General features: G+C 71.8%; 13 protein-coding genes. 2 read left to right on the top strand and 11 right to left on the bottom strand.

Features of this window, described 5'->3' with window-relative positions:
• Positions 1–21: 21 nt before the first annotated feature.
• The 11 genes from C5E10_RS10995 to C5E10_RS10950 all read right to left on the bottom strand — a co-directional run bounded on the left by C5E10_RS10995 (position 22) and on the right by C5E10_RS10950 (position 13,062).
• Positions 22–939 carry a DUF1295 domain-containing protein gene (locus tag C5E10_RS10995; protein WP_104331670.1) on the bottom strand — a complete coding sequence of 306 codons (918 nt, stop codon included), beginning with the start codon at positions 937–939 and terminating at the stop codon, positions 22–24.
• A gap of 44 nt (positions 940–983) precedes the next feature.
• Complete coding sequence (locus C5E10_RS10990) at positions 984–2,849, bottom strand: long-chain fatty acid--CoA ligase (protein WP_104331669.1); 1,866 nt, start codon at positions 2,847–2,849, stop codon at positions 984–986.
• Between the two features lie 140 nt (positions 2,850–2,989).
• Entirely contained in the window at positions 2,990–3,442 is a 453-nt protein-coding gene (locus C5E10_RS10985) for a DoxX family protein (protein ID WP_181062729.1), read from the bottom strand.
• Positions 3,443–3,708: 266 nt separating this feature from the next.
• The gene (locus C5E10_RS10980; RefSeq protein ID WP_104331667.1) at positions 3,709–4,344 is read right to left on the bottom strand and encodes a pentapeptide repeat-containing protein; all 636 of its coding nucleotides are present in this window, start codon (positions 4,342–4,344) and stop codon (positions 3,709–3,711) included.
• 59 nt (positions 4,345–4,403) lie between these two features.
• The gene (locus tag C5E10_RS10975) at positions 4,404–4,889 is read right to left on the bottom strand and encodes a nuclear transport factor 2 family protein (RefSeq protein WP_104331666.1); all 486 of its coding nucleotides are present in this window, start codon (positions 4,887–4,889) and stop codon (positions 4,404–4,406) included.
• Entirely contained in the window at positions 4,886–6,757 is a 1,872-nt protein-coding gene (locus tag C5E10_RS10970) for an ABC transporter ATP-binding protein (protein WP_104331665.1), read from the bottom strand. Before C5E10_RS10970 ends, C5E10_RS10975 begins: the two co-directional genes overlap by 4 nt.
• Positions 6,754–8,517 carry an ABC transporter ATP-binding protein gene (locus C5E10_RS10965; protein WP_104331664.1) on the bottom strand — a complete coding sequence of 588 codons (1,764 nt, stop codon included), beginning with the start codon at positions 8,515–8,517 and terminating at the stop codon, positions 6,754–6,756. Before C5E10_RS10965 ends, C5E10_RS10970 begins: the two co-directional genes overlap by 4 nt.
• A 182-nt stretch (positions 8,518–8,699) precedes the next feature.
• Entirely contained in the window at positions 8,700–10,067 is a 1,368-nt protein-coding gene (locus C5E10_RS10960; protein ID WP_181062728.1) for a glycosyltransferase family 2 protein, read from the bottom strand.
• Positions 10,064–11,041, bottom strand: a complete 978-nt coding sequence (locus C5E10_RS19160) for a hypothetical protein (RefSeq protein ID WP_181062727.1) — start codon at positions 11,039–11,041, stop codon at positions 10,064–10,066. Before C5E10_RS19160 ends, C5E10_RS10960 begins: the two co-directional genes overlap by 4 nt.
• The gene (locus C5E10_RS10955; RefSeq protein WP_104331662.1) at positions 11,038–11,952 is read right to left on the bottom strand and encodes a WcbI family polysaccharide biosynthesis putative acetyltransferase; all 915 of its coding nucleotides are present in this window, start codon (positions 11,950–11,952) and stop codon (positions 11,038–11,040) included. The genes C5E10_RS19160 and C5E10_RS10955 overlap by 4 nt, the downstream gene beginning before the upstream one ends.
• Before the next feature lie 51 nt (positions 11,953–12,003).
• Positions 12,004–13,062: an epimerase gene (locus C5E10_RS10950; protein ID WP_104331661.1), complete on the bottom strand. Its 1,059-nt coding sequence runs from the start codon at positions 13,060–13,062 to the stop codon at positions 12,004–12,006.
• A 26-nt stretch (positions 13,063–13,088) separates the two neighbouring features.
• Between C5E10_RS10950 and C5E10_RS10945 the strand changes: the two genes are divergently transcribed.
• Both C5E10_RS10945 and C5E10_RS10940 read left to right on the top strand, forming a co-directional pair.
• Positions 13,089–13,787 (top strand): TetR/AcrR family transcriptional regulator, encoded by a 699-nt coding sequence (locus C5E10_RS10945; protein ID WP_104331660.1) that lies wholly within the window; start codon positions 13,089–13,091, stop codon positions 13,785–13,787.
• Positions 13,787–14,770 (top strand): DUF4166 domain-containing protein, encoded by a 984-nt coding sequence (locus C5E10_RS10940; protein WP_104331659.1) that lies wholly within the window; start codon positions 13,787–13,789, stop codon positions 14,768–14,770. Before C5E10_RS10945 ends, C5E10_RS10940 begins: the two co-directional genes overlap by 1 nt.
• Positions 14,771–14,815: the final 45 nt, after the last annotated feature.

Below are 14,815 nucleotides of genomic sequence, written 5' to 3'. Positions count from 1 at the left end.
GCTCACGCGCCCCGGCCGGGGTCAGGGGCGCGTGAGCTTCAGCAGGAGCACGGGCGTCTTCGCCTTGTACTCCTCGTAGTCGGCGTCGCCGCCCCACTTCTTGTCGGCCTTGGCCTCGAGCAGCGGCACTCCGCTGACCTTCGAGAGCAGCAGCACGACGAAGACCGGCGAGATGAGCGCGATCCATTGCCAGCCGACCAGGACGGGGACGGCGACGATGGCGACGCCGACCCAGAGCAGGATCTCGCCGAAGTAGTTGGGGTGGCGCGAACGCGACCAGAGGCCCGTGCGGATGAATCGACCCTTGTTCGCCGGGTCGGCCTTGAACGCGTTCTTCTGCAGGTCGGCGACGACCTCGATGACGAACCCGGCCACCCAGATGACGATGCCGACGATGCCGAGCCAGCCGATGGGCTCGCGCTCCGCGGTGCCCCCGGCGATCGCGATCCACGCCGCGGCCGCCGTGAGGCTCACCCAGAGTCCCTGCATGATCCAGACCCGCAGGAAGCGCAGCTTGTCGCCCTTGATGTCGTCGAAGCGATCGTCCGACCCCGAGCGGTGGATGCGCGCGAAGAGGAACGAGCCGAGCCGCAGGGCCCACAGGATGACCATGGCTCCGAGGATCCAGGAGCGAGCATCCGGTGCCGGTGCCGCGATGAGCAGGCCGATGGTGACGACGATGAACGTCGCGCTTCCCGTGAGGTCGAAGAACCGCTCGGTCTTCGCCGCCGCCGAGGGCAGGTAGACGAGCACCTGGATGAGGAACGCGGCCGCGACGGCCCACGCGTAGAGGGGGAATCCGGCGAGCTCCGCCCCGCCCTGGCTGCCGGCGAGCGCGACGAGCGCCCCGATCAGCAGGGCGATGGCGATCGTGATGATCGTCGCCCGGTTCTTGCTCCCCGCGGTGCTCGTGCCGCCTGGGGTGATGTCGCTCGTCATGCTGCTGCCTCTCGAGGCGCCGTGCGCCAGGGGGAATGGGGTGATCAGGAAGAGTAGAGGGCGTCGACGACGTCCGTGCTGCGCTGCAGCACCGCTGCGCGCTTGAGCTTCAGCGTCGGCGTCACGAAGGTCGGATCGTCGAGGTCCGTCGCGATGAGCGTGAAGCGTCGCACCTGCTCGCTGCGGGCAACGAGCTCGTTGGCGCGGTCGACGGCGCGCTGGACGTGCTCGCGCGCCTTCGCATCCACGACCGTCAGGAGCTCGTGCTGCTCTGGCCTCGGGTGGGCGCTCGCCGCGACCTCGGCGGAGAACTCGGCGAGTGCCACTGGGTCGAGGATGATGAGCGCCGAGAGGTAGTTGCGTCCCTCGCCGATCATGACGGCGTGCGAGACGAGGGAGTCCGACTCGACGGAGGACTCCCACCGCATGGGGACGATGGTCTTGCCGTTCGAGGTGACGATGACGTCCTTCAGGCGTCCCTCGAGGACAACCCGGCCCTGCTCGTCGAGGCGGCCGAGGTCGCCGGTGCGGAAGAAGCCGTCGACGAACGCGTCCTGGTTGTGATCGGGGTTCCGGTAGCCGCTGAAGACGCCGATCCCGCGGGCCAGGATCTCCCCGTCGTCGCTGATGCGAACCGTGGAGCCGGGCAGCGGCCGACCGACCGTTCCCGAGCGGATGTCGCTTGGGAGGTTGCCGGTCAGGGGTGCCGTCGTCTCGGTGAGGCCGTAGCCCTCGATGACGGGCACGCCGATGCCGCCGAAGAAGAGGGAGAGCTCGGCGTCGAGAGTGGCGCCGCCGGAGAGGATGTGGGTGACGCGGCCGCCCATGACCTGCCGCAGTCGGCGGTAGAAGACCGAGTCGAAGAGGCGGTGCCGGATGCGAAGGCCAAGCGGGGCGCGTGCTGCCGGAGCTGCCGTCTCGCGGAACTCACCCCACTGGACGGCGGTGCTCTGCGCCGACGCCCAGACCTTGGCGAGCCCGCTCGCGGCGGCCTTGGCACCGGCTGCGGCCTGGATCTTCTGCAGGACGCGGGGCACGACGACGAGGAACGTCGGCTTCAGCTGCCCGAGGGTGCCGACGACGGCGGTCGGGTCGGCGAGGTGGGCGATGCGCATGCCGCTCGCGAGGCAGATGAGCTGCAGTCCGCGGGCGAGCACGTGGGCGAGGGGCAGGAAGATGATGGTGTTGCCCGCGGGATGCACGACCTCGCCGTAGGCAGCTGCGATGTTGAGGACCTGGCCGAGGAAGTTCTCGTGCGTGAGCACGGCCCCCTTGGGCTCTCCCGTGGTGCCGGAGGTGTAGACGATCGTCGCGGGGGAGTCGGGGGTGGCGAGCAGGCGGCGCTCCTCGAGCGCCTCGTCGGCGACGCCGAGCCCGAGGGCGGCGAGGCGCTCGAGGTCGCGATGCTCGCCGGGGCCGTCGGCCGTATCCATCGACCAGACGCCGAGCGCGTCGGATCCGCGCGCATCGAGCGGTGTCGTGAGCAGTCCGACGTGGTGGGCGCTGCCGCCGACCGCGAGCACCACCTTGGCGTCGTGGATGATGGCCGAGACCTGGGTGGGTGCCGAGGTCTCGTAGATCGGCACGACGACGCCGCCGGCGAACCACACGGCGAGGTCTGCGACGGCCCACTCGTAGCGGGTGGGCGCCATGATGGCGATCGCGTCGCCGGGGCGCACGCCGATGGCGAGCAGCCCCTTGGCGACGGCTCGCACGGTCTCCGTGAACTCGCTCGTCGACACGTTGCGCCACGGAGCACTCGGGTCGGTGGGGTCGCTCGGCACCTCGAACGCCGCGTGGTCCGGGGCGATCTCGGCACGTCGGGCGAGCAGGTCGGTGACGTTGCGGTACCCGCCGGGGGCTCCGATGACGTCTCGGCCCACGAGGAGGGGAGTCGAGGATTCCAGCACTGCAGCCGCCTTTCGCGCGCCGGGCTGTCTCGCCCGTGTACGAAGGATTCGGAGCAGGGGAAGCCGGTGGATTGGACCGTATCGTGTCTTCGGCTTCTGGGGCTATCGACCCGCCAGATTTTTGCTAGCCAGGCTAGCTATTACGCCGTCTGGGCGACTGCGTGGCGCTCAGTGCTGGCGGTGCGAGCGCTGCGCGGTCGACGAAGGAGGGCGTCGACGGCCCACCGTCCGCCTCCCGTGAGGACAAGGGCGATGCCGAGAAGCGCCAGCACGAGCACGAACTCGTAGCCGCCGTCCTGCGCGAAGAAGCCGGCCGTGAAGTGCACCGTGAACATGGCTCCGAGCGAGACGATCGCGAGCAGGGCTGCGGCGACGCGAGTAAAGAGGCCCGCGATGAGCAGCGCCCCCGCGCCGATCTCCACGAAGGGGAGGGCGACGCCGGCCACGTCGGCGAGCGGGACGCCGAGGCCACCGAGCATCTCTTGGACCCCGCCGATTCCCGTGGTCGTGAGCTTCTGGACTCCGTGGAGCAGCATGGTCGCGCCGAGCGCGATACGGAGGATGAGCAGAGCGGCATTCGCTGAGGTTGACATGCGGTCGACGCTAGGAAGCGAGGCAAGCGGGAACCTGAGAAGCGCGGGTCGGGGGCGACGCCGAGCTCTCCGGGTGTGCCCCGGGTGTTCCAGCTCGTCCGCGACGCGAGCTTCACCGACGCTCGTCTGCGGGGCCGCGGTTGCTTGCATAATGGGAAGCCGGGCGGGTGAACGGCTCTTCATCCCGAGCCCGTCTGTATGACTTTGCTATGACTCAGAGCTCCCGAGCCCTGGCCGGGCGTGCCTGCACGGCGTGGTCGCCGGGGTCAGCCGGCGAGCGGCTCGATCGTCGTGCCGCTCTCGGTCGCTTTGCCGAACTTCGGTGCCTCGCCGACGAACGTGCATCCGCGGAACGTCGTGGCTGCGTTGAACTTGGCTCCGGTGAAGCTGCAGTCGATGAACCGCGTGTTCGTGAACTCGGCGCCGGAGAGCTCGGCGCCATCGAATGCGCAGTTCGAGAAGATCGTGCCGGGGATGGCGCGGAGGCGTCGCAGCTTCGCGTCGCGGAACGTGCAGTCGGAGACCTCCGGCCCGATGGAGGCCTGCGGGATGCTCGCGCCCGTGAATGCGCAGGCCCGCAGTGCCCCCTCGAGACGGGTGTGCGCCGTCAGCTTGGCGCCGTCGAAGTGGCAGTGCGCGAGGGTGCTTTTGCTGATGCTGAGTCCGCCGACGAGTCCGCTGGCGTCGACGTTCGAGAGCTCGAGGTGCGCGATGGCGATGCCGAGACTGCCGGCCTGCAGCTCGCGGAGATCCGTGGTGCCGGCGGACGCATCGTGCCAGCTGGGGGTGAGCCGATGCGGCCCGGGCACGACGCTCGAGAGGCGCGAGAGCTGGGTGCGCAGCGACGAGAGCTCCGCGGAGGTCCATCTTTCGCGGAGGGTCTTGCGGTCGGCGGCGCTCATGCCCTCGAGCGTAGCGGGCCAGACCCATGGGGCTGGGGCCGTTCGGTGCGGCGCACGCGTCAGCGTCGGTTCTCCGGGAGGGTGATCTGCTCGGTGCTCTGCCAGCGGATGCGTGAGGCGCGTCGGCGGATGCGCCACCGGCTTCCCTCGCGCACGAACTCGTCGTCATAGCTTCCGCCCGTGGAGACCTTCGCGGCGACGCCGCCGTGCCAGGTGGCGGGATCTGCGGTGCGGCGGACGGTGATGGCGAGGAACTCGCTGTGGGCAGTGGCCGTGTCGTCGCCCAGGTCGATGATGGAGTTGAGCACGAGGTGCTGCCCCGTGATCCGGTCTGGGCCGGAGGAGTCGGTGAGGATCTGCCTGAGCTCGGCAGGGGAGTGGAGGCCCCAACCCTGGGGGTTCTCCGCCCAGAAGGAGCCCCGGAAGTCGATGACGGCGTCGCCGGTGAAGAGCGTCTCCCACAGGTCCCATCTCCGGTCGTCGACGGCGAGGCTATAGCGATGCAGGAGCTCTTGGATCTCGAGCCGGTCAAGCGCTTCACTCATGGTCGGTGCCTCTCGGTGTCGGTCGTGCTGCTGGGCTCAGCCCGCTGCTCGAGGGGCGCTCGGGATCGGTGCGACGACCAGGCGGCCCACAGTTCGCGGTAGGGGCCCTCGGAATCGAGCAGCTCGACGTGCGTTCCGTCCTCCACGATGCGACCGTGCTCCATGACGAGCACCCGTTCGGCGCTGCTCGCCTGCGTCAGGTGGTGGGCGACGGTGACGACCGTCCGCCCCGCGAGGGCTCGCCGGGCCGCGGCCTCGAGGGCGCGTGCGTCGGTCGTGTCGGCGTCGGCCGTCGCCTCGTCGAGGATGACGATGGGGGCTCGGGTCACGAGCGCACGAGCGAGGGCGAGCCGGTGCGCATCCGTGGCCGTGAGCTCCGCGTTGCCCTCGCCGATGAGCGTCTCGAGGCCGTCGGCGAACGTGTGCCGCCATCGTGGACCCGCGACCGATTCGAGGGCTTCGCGCAGCTCCGCGTCACTTGCGTTCTCTCGCGCCATGAGGAGGTTGTGGCGGAGGGTTCCCGAGAAGACGTGCACGTCCTGGCTCACCATCACGACCCGTCGCGCCCGCTCGTTCTCCTCCATGAGCGCCGGGTCGAGACCGGCGACGTCGACACGCCCTTCGCGCACGTCGAGGAGCCCCATCAGCACGCGCGCGAGGGTGCTCTTGCCTGCGCCGGACGAGCCGACGATCGCGACGCGCTGGCCTGCCGGGATGCGCAGCTCGTCGATCCAGAGGACCGCCGGGCGGCCGGGGTATGCGGCGACGACACCGCGCAACTCCACGTCGGGGGTGGCTGGCTCCCCGGCGACGGCGGCCGCGATCGCGGCCCCTGCGGCGGAGGCGGGCGCGGAGAGCCCGGCCGGTGCCGGAGCGAGCTGGATGACGCCCGCGACGCGGGCGAGCGAGGCGCCCGCCGACTGCAGGTCGTCGACGAGCATGAGCAGCGCGATGAAGGGCCCGAAGAGGGCTTGGAAGAGGAGCGCCGCGGTCGTGACCTCACCGATCGTCGCCGAACCGCTGAAGGCGAGCCAGGCGCCGACGAGGAGGACCGATGCCAGGCCAACGGCCTCAGCCATGTTCATGCGGAACCCGAAGCGGCTCTGCACGATGCGGGTGCGCAGCGACCAGCGCAGCACGTTCCAGGAGCGCGTGCGGATGCGCTCGGTGATGGCCTTGCCCCACCCGAAGGCGTGCACGGTCGGGAGGGCCTGGATGGCGGAGACCATCTCGCGGGAGCGCGCCGCGACGGCGACCCGCTCGGCGGCGTAGAGGCGTGGCGCCTTCCGCAGGTAGCGCCACAGGGCGAAGGCGTGCACGGGCACGACGGTGAGCATGGCGAGCAGGAACAGGGGGTTGAGGACGGCGAGGCCGATGCCCGTCGCGACGACCGCGAGCCCCGCCGAGACGACGGCGGGCACGGCGCCCGTGGTCACCTCGCCGACGGTGTCGACGTCGTCGGTGGCCCGGGAGACGAGCTCGCCGTCGGCGATCTCGTCGACGAGGACGGGCGGCAGGGAGAGCGCGGCGGCGACGAAGTCCTCGCGGAGGCGGGCGAGCGCCGTCTCGAGGACCGCGGCGAGCGCCATCGAGCCGAGGGCGCCGAGTGCCGCGCTGCCCGCGATCCCTGCGACGAGCAGGAGCGCGACGTCGAGGAGGCTGTGGTCGACGCCCGTGACGGCGTCGACGAGACGCCCCAGCCCCGTGGGCACGAGCAGCGCTGCGCCCGCGGCGGCCCCGAGCAGGGCGATCGAGAGCACGAGCATCCACGGGCGAAGGGTGAGCAGATGCCAGGCGAGCCTGGCTGCGCGCTTGCCGCTCGCGATCGGCAGCGTCGCGGGCTTGGCCGACGAGTGCACGCCGGTCATGCGACCGCCTCCGCGTAGTGGAGGTCCGTCGACATCAGCTCTTCGTGAGTTCCCTCTGCAGCGATGCTGCCGTCGCGGAGCACGAGCACGCGGTCGGCCCTGACGAGGAGCTGCGGGTTGGAGCAGACCACGACGGTCGCGCGCTGGGCCGTGGCCGTGCGCATCCGCTCGCCGATGTGCTGCTCGGTGACGGCGTCGATGGATCCGGTCGGCTCGTGCAGCACGAGGACGGGGGCCGGGGCGGCGAGGGCCCTGGCGAGGGCGAGCCGCTGGCGCTGGCCGCCGGAGAGGGTGCGCCCCGCACCGTCGAGTGGGGTGCGGATGCCGTTCGGCAGCTGCTCGAGCACGTCCTCGAACGCGGCGGCCGCGAGCGCGTCGTCGGGCGATCGTCGCGCGCCGGCGACGCCGGTCACGCCGACGACGTTCGCCGCGACGGTGCCCGGAACGGTGTGGGCGGCGTGGGGCGCCGCGGTCACGAGCTCGTGGAGGCGGTCGGCGTCGACCTCCGCGAGCGGGAGCCCGTCGACCGTGATGGTGCCGAGGGGTGGGTGGATGCGCCCGCCGAGCAGCCCGACGAGCTCGGCGGCGTCGTGGGCGTCAGCGACGACGCCGATGATCTCGCCCCGCTCGACCGTGAAGCTCACCTCGCGGAGGTGCTCGCCGGTCAGGCCGGAGACCGCGAGTGCGGGGGTCGGGCGCGCTGGGGTCGGGTGTTCGCGGGCCGACGCGCCGCCTGAGGTCTCCGCCCTCGGGTCGACGGCTGGTCCTTCGCCTTCTCGCGGCTCCCGCGCGTAGGGGGCCTGGAGCAGGGAGAGCACGCGCTTCGCGGAGGCCCCGGATCGCGCCCACACGGCGCCCACGTTGACGGCGAGCGCTTCCATCGGGCCCATGACGACCTGGACGACGCCGACGACGGTGATGAGCTGCCCGACCGTGATGCTGCCCTGGGCGGCGAGGGCCGCGGCGATGAGGCCGACCGCGACGACGAAGGCCCCCGTCGCGGTGCTCGAGACACCCACGAACCACGCTTCCGCCCGTCTCGTGGCGATCGCCGCGACGCGCGCCCGCTGGCTCGCTTCCGCGTAGCTGCGGGCGGCGCGCCCCGTCGCCCCGAGCGCGGTGAGGGTGCGGAACCCGGCGATGGCGTTGGCGGCGAGCGACGCGGAGTCGGCGGTGAGCCGCTGCTGGTCTTCGGCCCGCGTGCGCAGGTGCCTGCCGAAGCGGTCGAGCAGCAGGAGGAAGAGGGGGCCGCCGAGGATCACGGCCACCCCGAGCGGCCAGGCGATGCTGATGAGCACGACGCCGGCGGCGATGACGGCGGCGAGCTCGGCGACGGGATGCACGAAGAGGAGACCGCCGAACGCGACCCGCTGCACATCGGACCCGCCGACGCCGAGCAGCTCACCCGTGGGGCGCTGCCGGTCGCCGAATCCGCGGGGGTCGAGGCTGCGCTCGCTCACCCGCATCCGCAGCTCGTGGTGTGCTCGCTGGATGCCGTTCACGAGGAAATAGACGCCGGTCCGGTACGACCAGGCCAGCAGCACGAAGACGGCGACGAGAACCGCGACCCACACCGCGAGCTGGGGCACGTCTCGGTCGACGATGCCGCGGTCGATGACGAGGCCCACCACGACCGGCACCGCCACCTCGCAGAGCTGGTGCGACACGAAGAGGGCGGTCGCTGGGGCGAGCCAGCGCCGCACGCTCATCGCGGTCTGCACGATGAGGCGCCTTGGCCCGGTCGTCTGCGCTGCTGCCACGCGTGGCCTCCTGCTTGGTGCGGTCGACGTGCTTCGGATGCGCGGGAACTGAGCCGCGAGGCGCCTGGGGTTAGGGCGACCTTGCTATTTTTCCCTAGTTTCGAGAATTCCGCGCCCACGTCGCTCTTGTGCAGCATTCACGTGTGCAGCATTCACGTGCGCGGCATTCACGTGCGCGGCATTCAGTCGAGGGAGAGCCATCCGCCGAGGTGTGCGGCGACGCTGACGGCTGTGGGCAGCACCTGGACCGTCGGGTCGGGCCTCTGCTCGGTGCGCCACGCGGCGGCCGCGCCCCAGCGCTCCGTTCGGCGCAGCGCGCGTTCCGACCTCACGACGACGTGCTCGCTGAGGCGGACTGCCCCGAGATCCGAGATGCCGACCTCGGACACTGCGCGCTGGAGGGCGCTTGCTTCCGGTCGGCCGAAACGCACGGCGGCATCGATCTCGATGCGGACTCGCCCGCGGGGGAGCGCGCGCGAGGCCGGGACCACCCTCGTGTCCGAACCGAAGACCCGGTGGTGCTCGTCCGGGACGACGACGCTCGCGTGGGGGAGGTGCTCGAGGAGGCTGTCGACGCAGACGAAGGCGGCACCTGCGCTCGGCGCAGCGGCCAGCACGGCGATGACGTCGGGGGCCGCCGTGCGGAGTGCGCGGGGTCGAGAGCCGTCGACGCCGATCTTCCGCGACAGCAGCAGGGTCTCGTTGTTCTTGTGCACCTGGCTATCAGCGTCGGCGGCGGTCCTTCCCGCCCAGTCCGGGCCGTCGTGCCACGCCACAGCGGCCGGCTCGTACGCGAGCACCGCCCCGGCGAGCCAGGCTCGGTGGGCCCACTCCCAGTCTTCGCCGCCGTAGCCGAGGAAGTCCTCGTCGAAGCCACCCGTCTGGTCGAAGAACCAGCGGGTGCACGAGAAGACGGCGCCGATGACGAACCGGTAGGAGCGGTCGTCGGCATCGAGCAGCATGCGCGAATCACGGTAGGCATCGGCGAGCCAGGCGGGTTCCTCGAGTTCGTGCTCGGGCCCGGCGGCCTCGATCGCAGCTTCGGCGTCGACGCCGGCGCCGGCGAAGTCCGCGTGCTTGCGGTGGCCCGCGACAACCGCCTCCGGGAGAAGGGACGGGAGCGCCGCCATCCGCGATACGTACTCGGGCTCCGGTGCGGTGTCGGCGTCGAGGAAGCACAGCACGTCGCCCGTCGCGGCGCGCGCGCCGAGGTTCCTCGCGGCACCGGCCCGGAAGCCGAGGTCTTCCTGGACGAGGAGGCGCACCCCCGCTGGCACACGTGGCGCCTCTCGCGATCCGTCATCGACGACGATGAGCTCGAGCTGCTCGCTCGGATGCGTCTGCCGCGCGAGGGCGGCGAGGGTGCGGTCGAGCTCCGCCTGCTGTTCGAAGTGCACGACGATGACCGAGACGCTTCGCGGTGCGGGCCCTCCGGCACCTGCGTCAGTGCCAGCGGCACCGCCGATGTTGCCTTCAGCGAGGGCGAGGTCCCAGCGGTTGCCGGGGACCGGGCGGCCGAACGGGGGCAGCTCGGACGCACGAGAACTCACAGCGCCGCCCACCAGCTGAGGTAGGCGCGGGCGATCTCCTCGATGCTCGGGGAGGTCGACGTGGTCTCGTCGAGCCACGTCGACTCGGGCTCTCGGAGCGCACTTCGCAGCGCCTCGGCGAGCCGGCCTTCCCGGACGAGGAGCATGGTCTTCGGCCGGATGGTGTCCATCTCGCGGAAGTAGTCGGAGTCGACCGTGAGCGGCCTGCGACCCGCGGACAGCCAATCGGTGAGGGAGCCGGAGGCCGACACGTGCTGGTGCGCGATGATCGGCACGGCGACGGCGCGGCTGCGCGCGAGGCGCTCCTCGGGGGAGAGGAACCCGGTGCTCGTGAACTCGACGCCCAGCTCGGCCGCGTACCTGCCGAGGTCGACGAGCTCCTGCTCGTGCCCGGCGGACGCGCATCCGAGGGCCACGACGCGCGGACGATCCGAGGCCGGGATGGTGGCGACCGCCTCGACGACCTCGAGGTGCCCCTTGCCCGGGTAGTAGAAGCCGAGCACGGCGATCTCGTCGCTCGGCTGCCAGCCGGCGGGGCGGGGCTGCGGTGGCTGCGCCGGGAGCGGCACGACGTGCACCTCCACGCGGCGGCCGAGGGCGAGCTCGAGGAGTCGCTGCTCGTGGGCGCTGTTGCAGACGGTGCCGGCCGCGGCCTCCACGACCCGGCGGTAGCAGTCGGTGCGGCGGGGGAAGCCGCGTTCACCGTCGGAGTGCTGTGGGACGTCGTGGAGGGTGACGCTCACCGGTCCTCGCGAAGCGAGGCGCTCGAAGCGCTCGGCGGCGCGCTCGGGGGTGCTGCCCCAGAGGCGGTCGGTGAAGTGGACGTGCGCGAGCTGCGACGAGTCGAGCCCGTGCGCGCTGCGGTACGTGACCGCGGAGTCGAGCTTCGCGACGGCCGTCGCCACGGCGCGCGCGTACTGGTCGACGCCGTGGGTCTCGTCGTCGCGGTGGAGGAGGAGGGGCGTTGTGCTCACGCCGCCCTCAGCGCTTCCATCGTCGCCCCGTGCCTGGCGAGCCCCGCCGCGACGGCGTCCGGGTGCTCCCGGTACCAGGCGAGGTGGGCATCGCGGATGCGGTCGGTCGGGATCGCCTGGCCGTCGACGGTCCACGACTCGGTCGCGACGTCCTCGAGCCCCCATGCGTCGATGACCGACTGCTCTCGGGGTGCGTGGATGGAGCTCAGGATCTCGCGGTCGAGGGTGATGGCCACCTCCGGGAGGCCGAGGCGATCACGCACGCGGCTCGCGGTCTCGAGCCAGATGGGGTTGCCGGGGTGGTTGATCGTGCGCGCTTGCGCGAACGTGGGGTGCCGGAAGAGCTCGGAGACCGCCACGGTGCCGTGGTGCTCCTCACGGGTGCGCAGCTGGGCGATCGACTCGGCCGCGACGGCCGCGACGGCGACCGGCGAGGCGGACTCGGGGAGCGCATCCACCCCCGCCGCCTCAGCCAGGATGCGGAGGTCGTGGTAGGGCACGAGGGGTGGCACGAGCGAGGTGTCGGACGGTGGGCGGATGATCGCCTGGAAGGGGTAGAGGCCAGCGAAGCGGATGACGGGGAACAGGGCCACGCGCGCGCCGCTCGGCAGCTGTGCTGCGAGCTGTCGTGTGCCGACGGGCAGCCCGCGGTAGTCGTCGCGCACGGGCTGGGAGACGAGGAAGCTCGCGCGGCCGAGCCAGGCCTCGAGGTGCGGGAGGTCGGCGGCCTCGAGCTCGTGCACCGGCGGCGTGCGCACGAAGCGAACGTCGTCACCGAGCGCGAGACGGAGCGATTCTGCCTGGCAGTTGCCGATGGCGAGCCCGATGGGGCGGTTGTCCGCGCAAGCGGCGGTGTTCTCGGACGCGAGGAAATCCGCGAGGTGCGCGGGGCGTGCGGTGGCGTGCGTCATCGAGGGGAGCGTTCTCCGAACCTGCCGAGGTGGGTGGGGGTGGGGTGCCGCTCAGCCTAGCTCCCGGGCGACCTGCCGCAGTGTGGGGTTGAGTTCGGGGTGCACAAAGTGGTAGCCGGCCTCCGTGAGGCGCTCGGGCAGCACCCACCGGCTCTTCAGGATGAGCTCGGGCTCGGTGCGCAGCACGGCCATCGCGGGCTCGAGCATCCACCGCCAGGACGGCATGCCGAAGGGGGCCCGCACCGCGCGGCGGATGCCGGCCATGAGGGTGCGGTTGTCGCTCGGGTTCGGGCTGGACACGTTTACGACGCCGTCGAGCTCCGCTCGGTCGAGGAGGAAGCGGACGGCCCCGACGACGTCGTCGACGTGCACCCAGCTGAACTTCTGGCGGCCTCGCGTGCGGTACTGCGGGGCGCGTCCGTCGCCGCTCGGCGCGCTGCCGATGCCCCGGTAGCGACGGTGGTTCGGTGCCCAGCCGTCGATGTTGGGCCCGCCGAGGCCGATGCGGGCAAGCGTGAAGAGCTTGCTGGCGGCGGGGCCGTCGCCGAGCACGATCGCCATGCGCAGCGCGACCCGGCGGGTGCCGGGCAGCTCGCCCTCGAAGAACGCGTGCTCCCAGCTGCGGGCGACGTCGACGGAGAAGCCCTGCCCCAGCTCGCCGGTCGACTCCGTGTTCGGCCGGTCGGTGGCATGACGGTAGATGGTGGCCGTCGAAGCGTTGAACCAGACGCGCGGAGGGGTGGCTGCGGTCTCGACGGCAGCCCGCAGCGCACTCGTCGTCTCGACCCGCGAGCGGAGGATCTCGTTCCTGTTGGCATCGGTGTAGCGGCAGTTCACGGACTTGCCGGCGAGGTTGATGAGCACCTCGGCGCCTTCGATGGTCCGCTGGATCGCTGCGGGGTCGTCCCAGCGCACCGACTCGTGCCTGCCGATGCGCGTGATCTCCCAGCCGTTGCGCTCGAAATCGGCGGCGAGGGCTCGGCCCACGAAGCCGCTTGCCCCGGCGATGACGAGGCGGCGTCGCCTGGCGGCGGGGGACTGCTCGGCGGATGACTGCTGGAGGCGGTTCTGCTCGGGGAGGTTCTGCTCGGCGTGGTTCTGCGGTTCCATGAGGCCGAGTGTAGTACTTTCTGAACATGTTCAGTTCTGAGAGCGGCGAGATGATCGAACCGGGAGCGGCACCCACGAAGCGCGAGCGGACCCGCGCCCTCATCCGAGACATCGCACTCCGGTCCTTCCGCGAGCGCGGGTACGACGCCACGACGGTGCGGCGCATCGCCGACGAGGCCGGAGTCTCGGTGGGCACCACCAACTACCACTTCGCCACCAAGAACCACCTCGTGCAGGAGCTGTACCTCGACGTCCAGCTCGGGCACGCCGCCGCAGCGGAACCACAGCTCGAGGGGGTGCGCGACCTCGTCGATCGCCTCGCCGTCGTCTACCGCACGGGACTCGAGCAGCTCGAGCCCTACCACTCGCACGCCCCGGAGTTCCTCGCGGCCTCGGTGTCGCCGCGCTCGCCCATCAACCCGCTCTCCGAGGAATCGGCGCCGGCGCTCGCGGTGATCCGGGGGCTCTTCGAACGCGCCGTCGAGGGGGCGAAGTCGCCGCTTCCCGACGAGTTCAGGGCTGGCCTGCCGCAGGCGCTCGTGCTGAGCCACCTGCTGCTCGCGCTGCTCTGGGTCTACGACTCCTCGCCCGGGCGCGAGCGCACGAGCCGCATCCTGGACCGCGCGCTCAACCTGCTGCGGATGACGTTGCCGCTCACGCGGATTCCCGTCGTGCGGGCCCCGCTGCGCGAGCTCCTCGCGCTGGCCTCCGATGTGAGGGCCTGATGGGCGGGGGAGAGGGCGCGGCGGAGCGCGGGGTAAAGCGCGGGACGAAGCGCGAGCTGGAACGCGCTGGCGTACCCAAGGTCGAGGCCGAGGCCGAGGCCGAGCCCGAGCCCGAGCCTGGCGTCGGGGCCGGCGACGGGCCTGGCGACGAGCCGCGGGCTGTGGGGCCGCTGTCCGTCTCCGAGGCTGTGCTCGGTGACGACTTCGCGCGCCTCGACGCCCAGCTCCAGCGCTACTTCGGGCCGATCCCGGCCGGGCATGAGGGCCGCGGGCGAGGCGTCTACGCCTGGGCCGGTTCCCGGTACCGGCTGCTGCGCCCGGTGCTCGCCTGGCTTGCTTGGCGCCACATCCTCTTCCCTGAGCGCGGCCGCGACGTGCCGTTCACCGTGGTCAACCGGCCGGAGGGGGCCGAGGCGCTCTCCGCGCGACGGGAGTTCGAGTTCTCACGCGTCACCCGCGTGATGGAGGACACCATGAGCGTCATCCGCAGCCCGGGAGCGCGGCCGCGCCTCGTCGACCGGCTCGGCAGGCGTCGCGGGCTCGAGGTCGAGCTCGACCTGTCCGTCGAAGAGGGCGGTCTGCGGATGCGATCGACGCGGCTCGCGCTCCGGCTCCGCGTGCCGCGCCTGCCGATGCGCTGGGTGCCCTGGGTGCGCCGGGTTCACGGGGTGCGCGGGGTGCGCGGGGCGGGCACCGTGTCACGCATCCGGCACCTGCGCATCCCGCTGCCGCGCATCGTGACCATGACGCTCGACGAGCGCGCGCATCCGGACGATGACGGGCGCCAGTGCGTCGACGTGCGCCTGCGGGCGCCGCTGCTCGGGGACGTGTTCCGCTACCTCGGCGAGTTCGACTACGGCATCGTGCCGGTGCCAGCCCCGGAGCCGGTGTCGCTGCCGGTGTTGGCCCCGGAGCCGTTGCCGAAACCGGAGCAGCTCTCGAGCTCGGGCGACTCCGGAGGATTCCCGGGCACGAGCGCGTAGTCTCGCGCCGGAACGAGCCGCACAGGGCCGGCATCCCAAGACCCG

This window comes from Pseudoclavibacter sp. RFBG4, assembly GCF_002931515.1.
Classification (GTDB): domain Bacteria; phylum Actinomycetota; class Actinomycetes; order Actinomycetales; family Microbacteriaceae; genus Pseudoclavibacter.
Note: the sequence above shows the minus strand (reverse complement) of the source record. Positions and strands in the feature narration are given on the sequence as shown.

Coding starts and splice junctions, on each gene's coding strand:
- C5E10_RS10940 (WP_104331659.1), top strand. CDS start 13,787: ATGGGCGGGGGAGAGGGCGCGGCGGAGCGCGGGGTAAAGCGCGGGACG.
- C5E10_RS10945 (WP_104331660.1), top strand. CDS start 13,089: ATGTTCAGTTCTGAGAGCGGCGAGATGATCGAACCGGGAGCGGCACCC.
- C5E10_RS10985 (WP_181062729.1), bottom strand. CDS start 3,442: ATGTCAACCTCAGCGAATGCCGCTCTGCTCATCCTCCGTATCGCGCTC.
- C5E10_RS10980 (WP_104331667.1), bottom strand. CDS start 4,344: ATGAGCGCCGCCGACCGCAAGACCCTCCGCGAAAGATGGACCTCCGCG.
- C5E10_RS10995 (WP_104331670.1), bottom strand. CDS start 939: ATGACGAGCGACATCACCCCAGGCGGCACGAGCACCGCGGGGAGCAAG.
- C5E10_RS10955 (WP_104331662.1), bottom strand. CDS start 11,952: ATGACGCACGCCACCGCACGCCCCGCGCACCTCGCGGATTTCCTCGCG.
- C5E10_RS10950 (WP_104331661.1), bottom strand. CDS start 13,062: ATGGAACCGCAGAACCACGCCGAGCAGAACCTCCCCGAGCAGAACCGC.
- C5E10_RS10975 (WP_104331666.1), bottom strand. CDS start 4,889: ATGAGTGAAGCGCTTGACCGGCTCGAGATCCAAGAGCTCCTGCATCGC.
- C5E10_RS10970 (WP_104331665.1), bottom strand. CDS start 6,757: ATGACCGGCGTGCACTCGTCGGCCAAGCCCGCGACGCTGCCGATCGCG.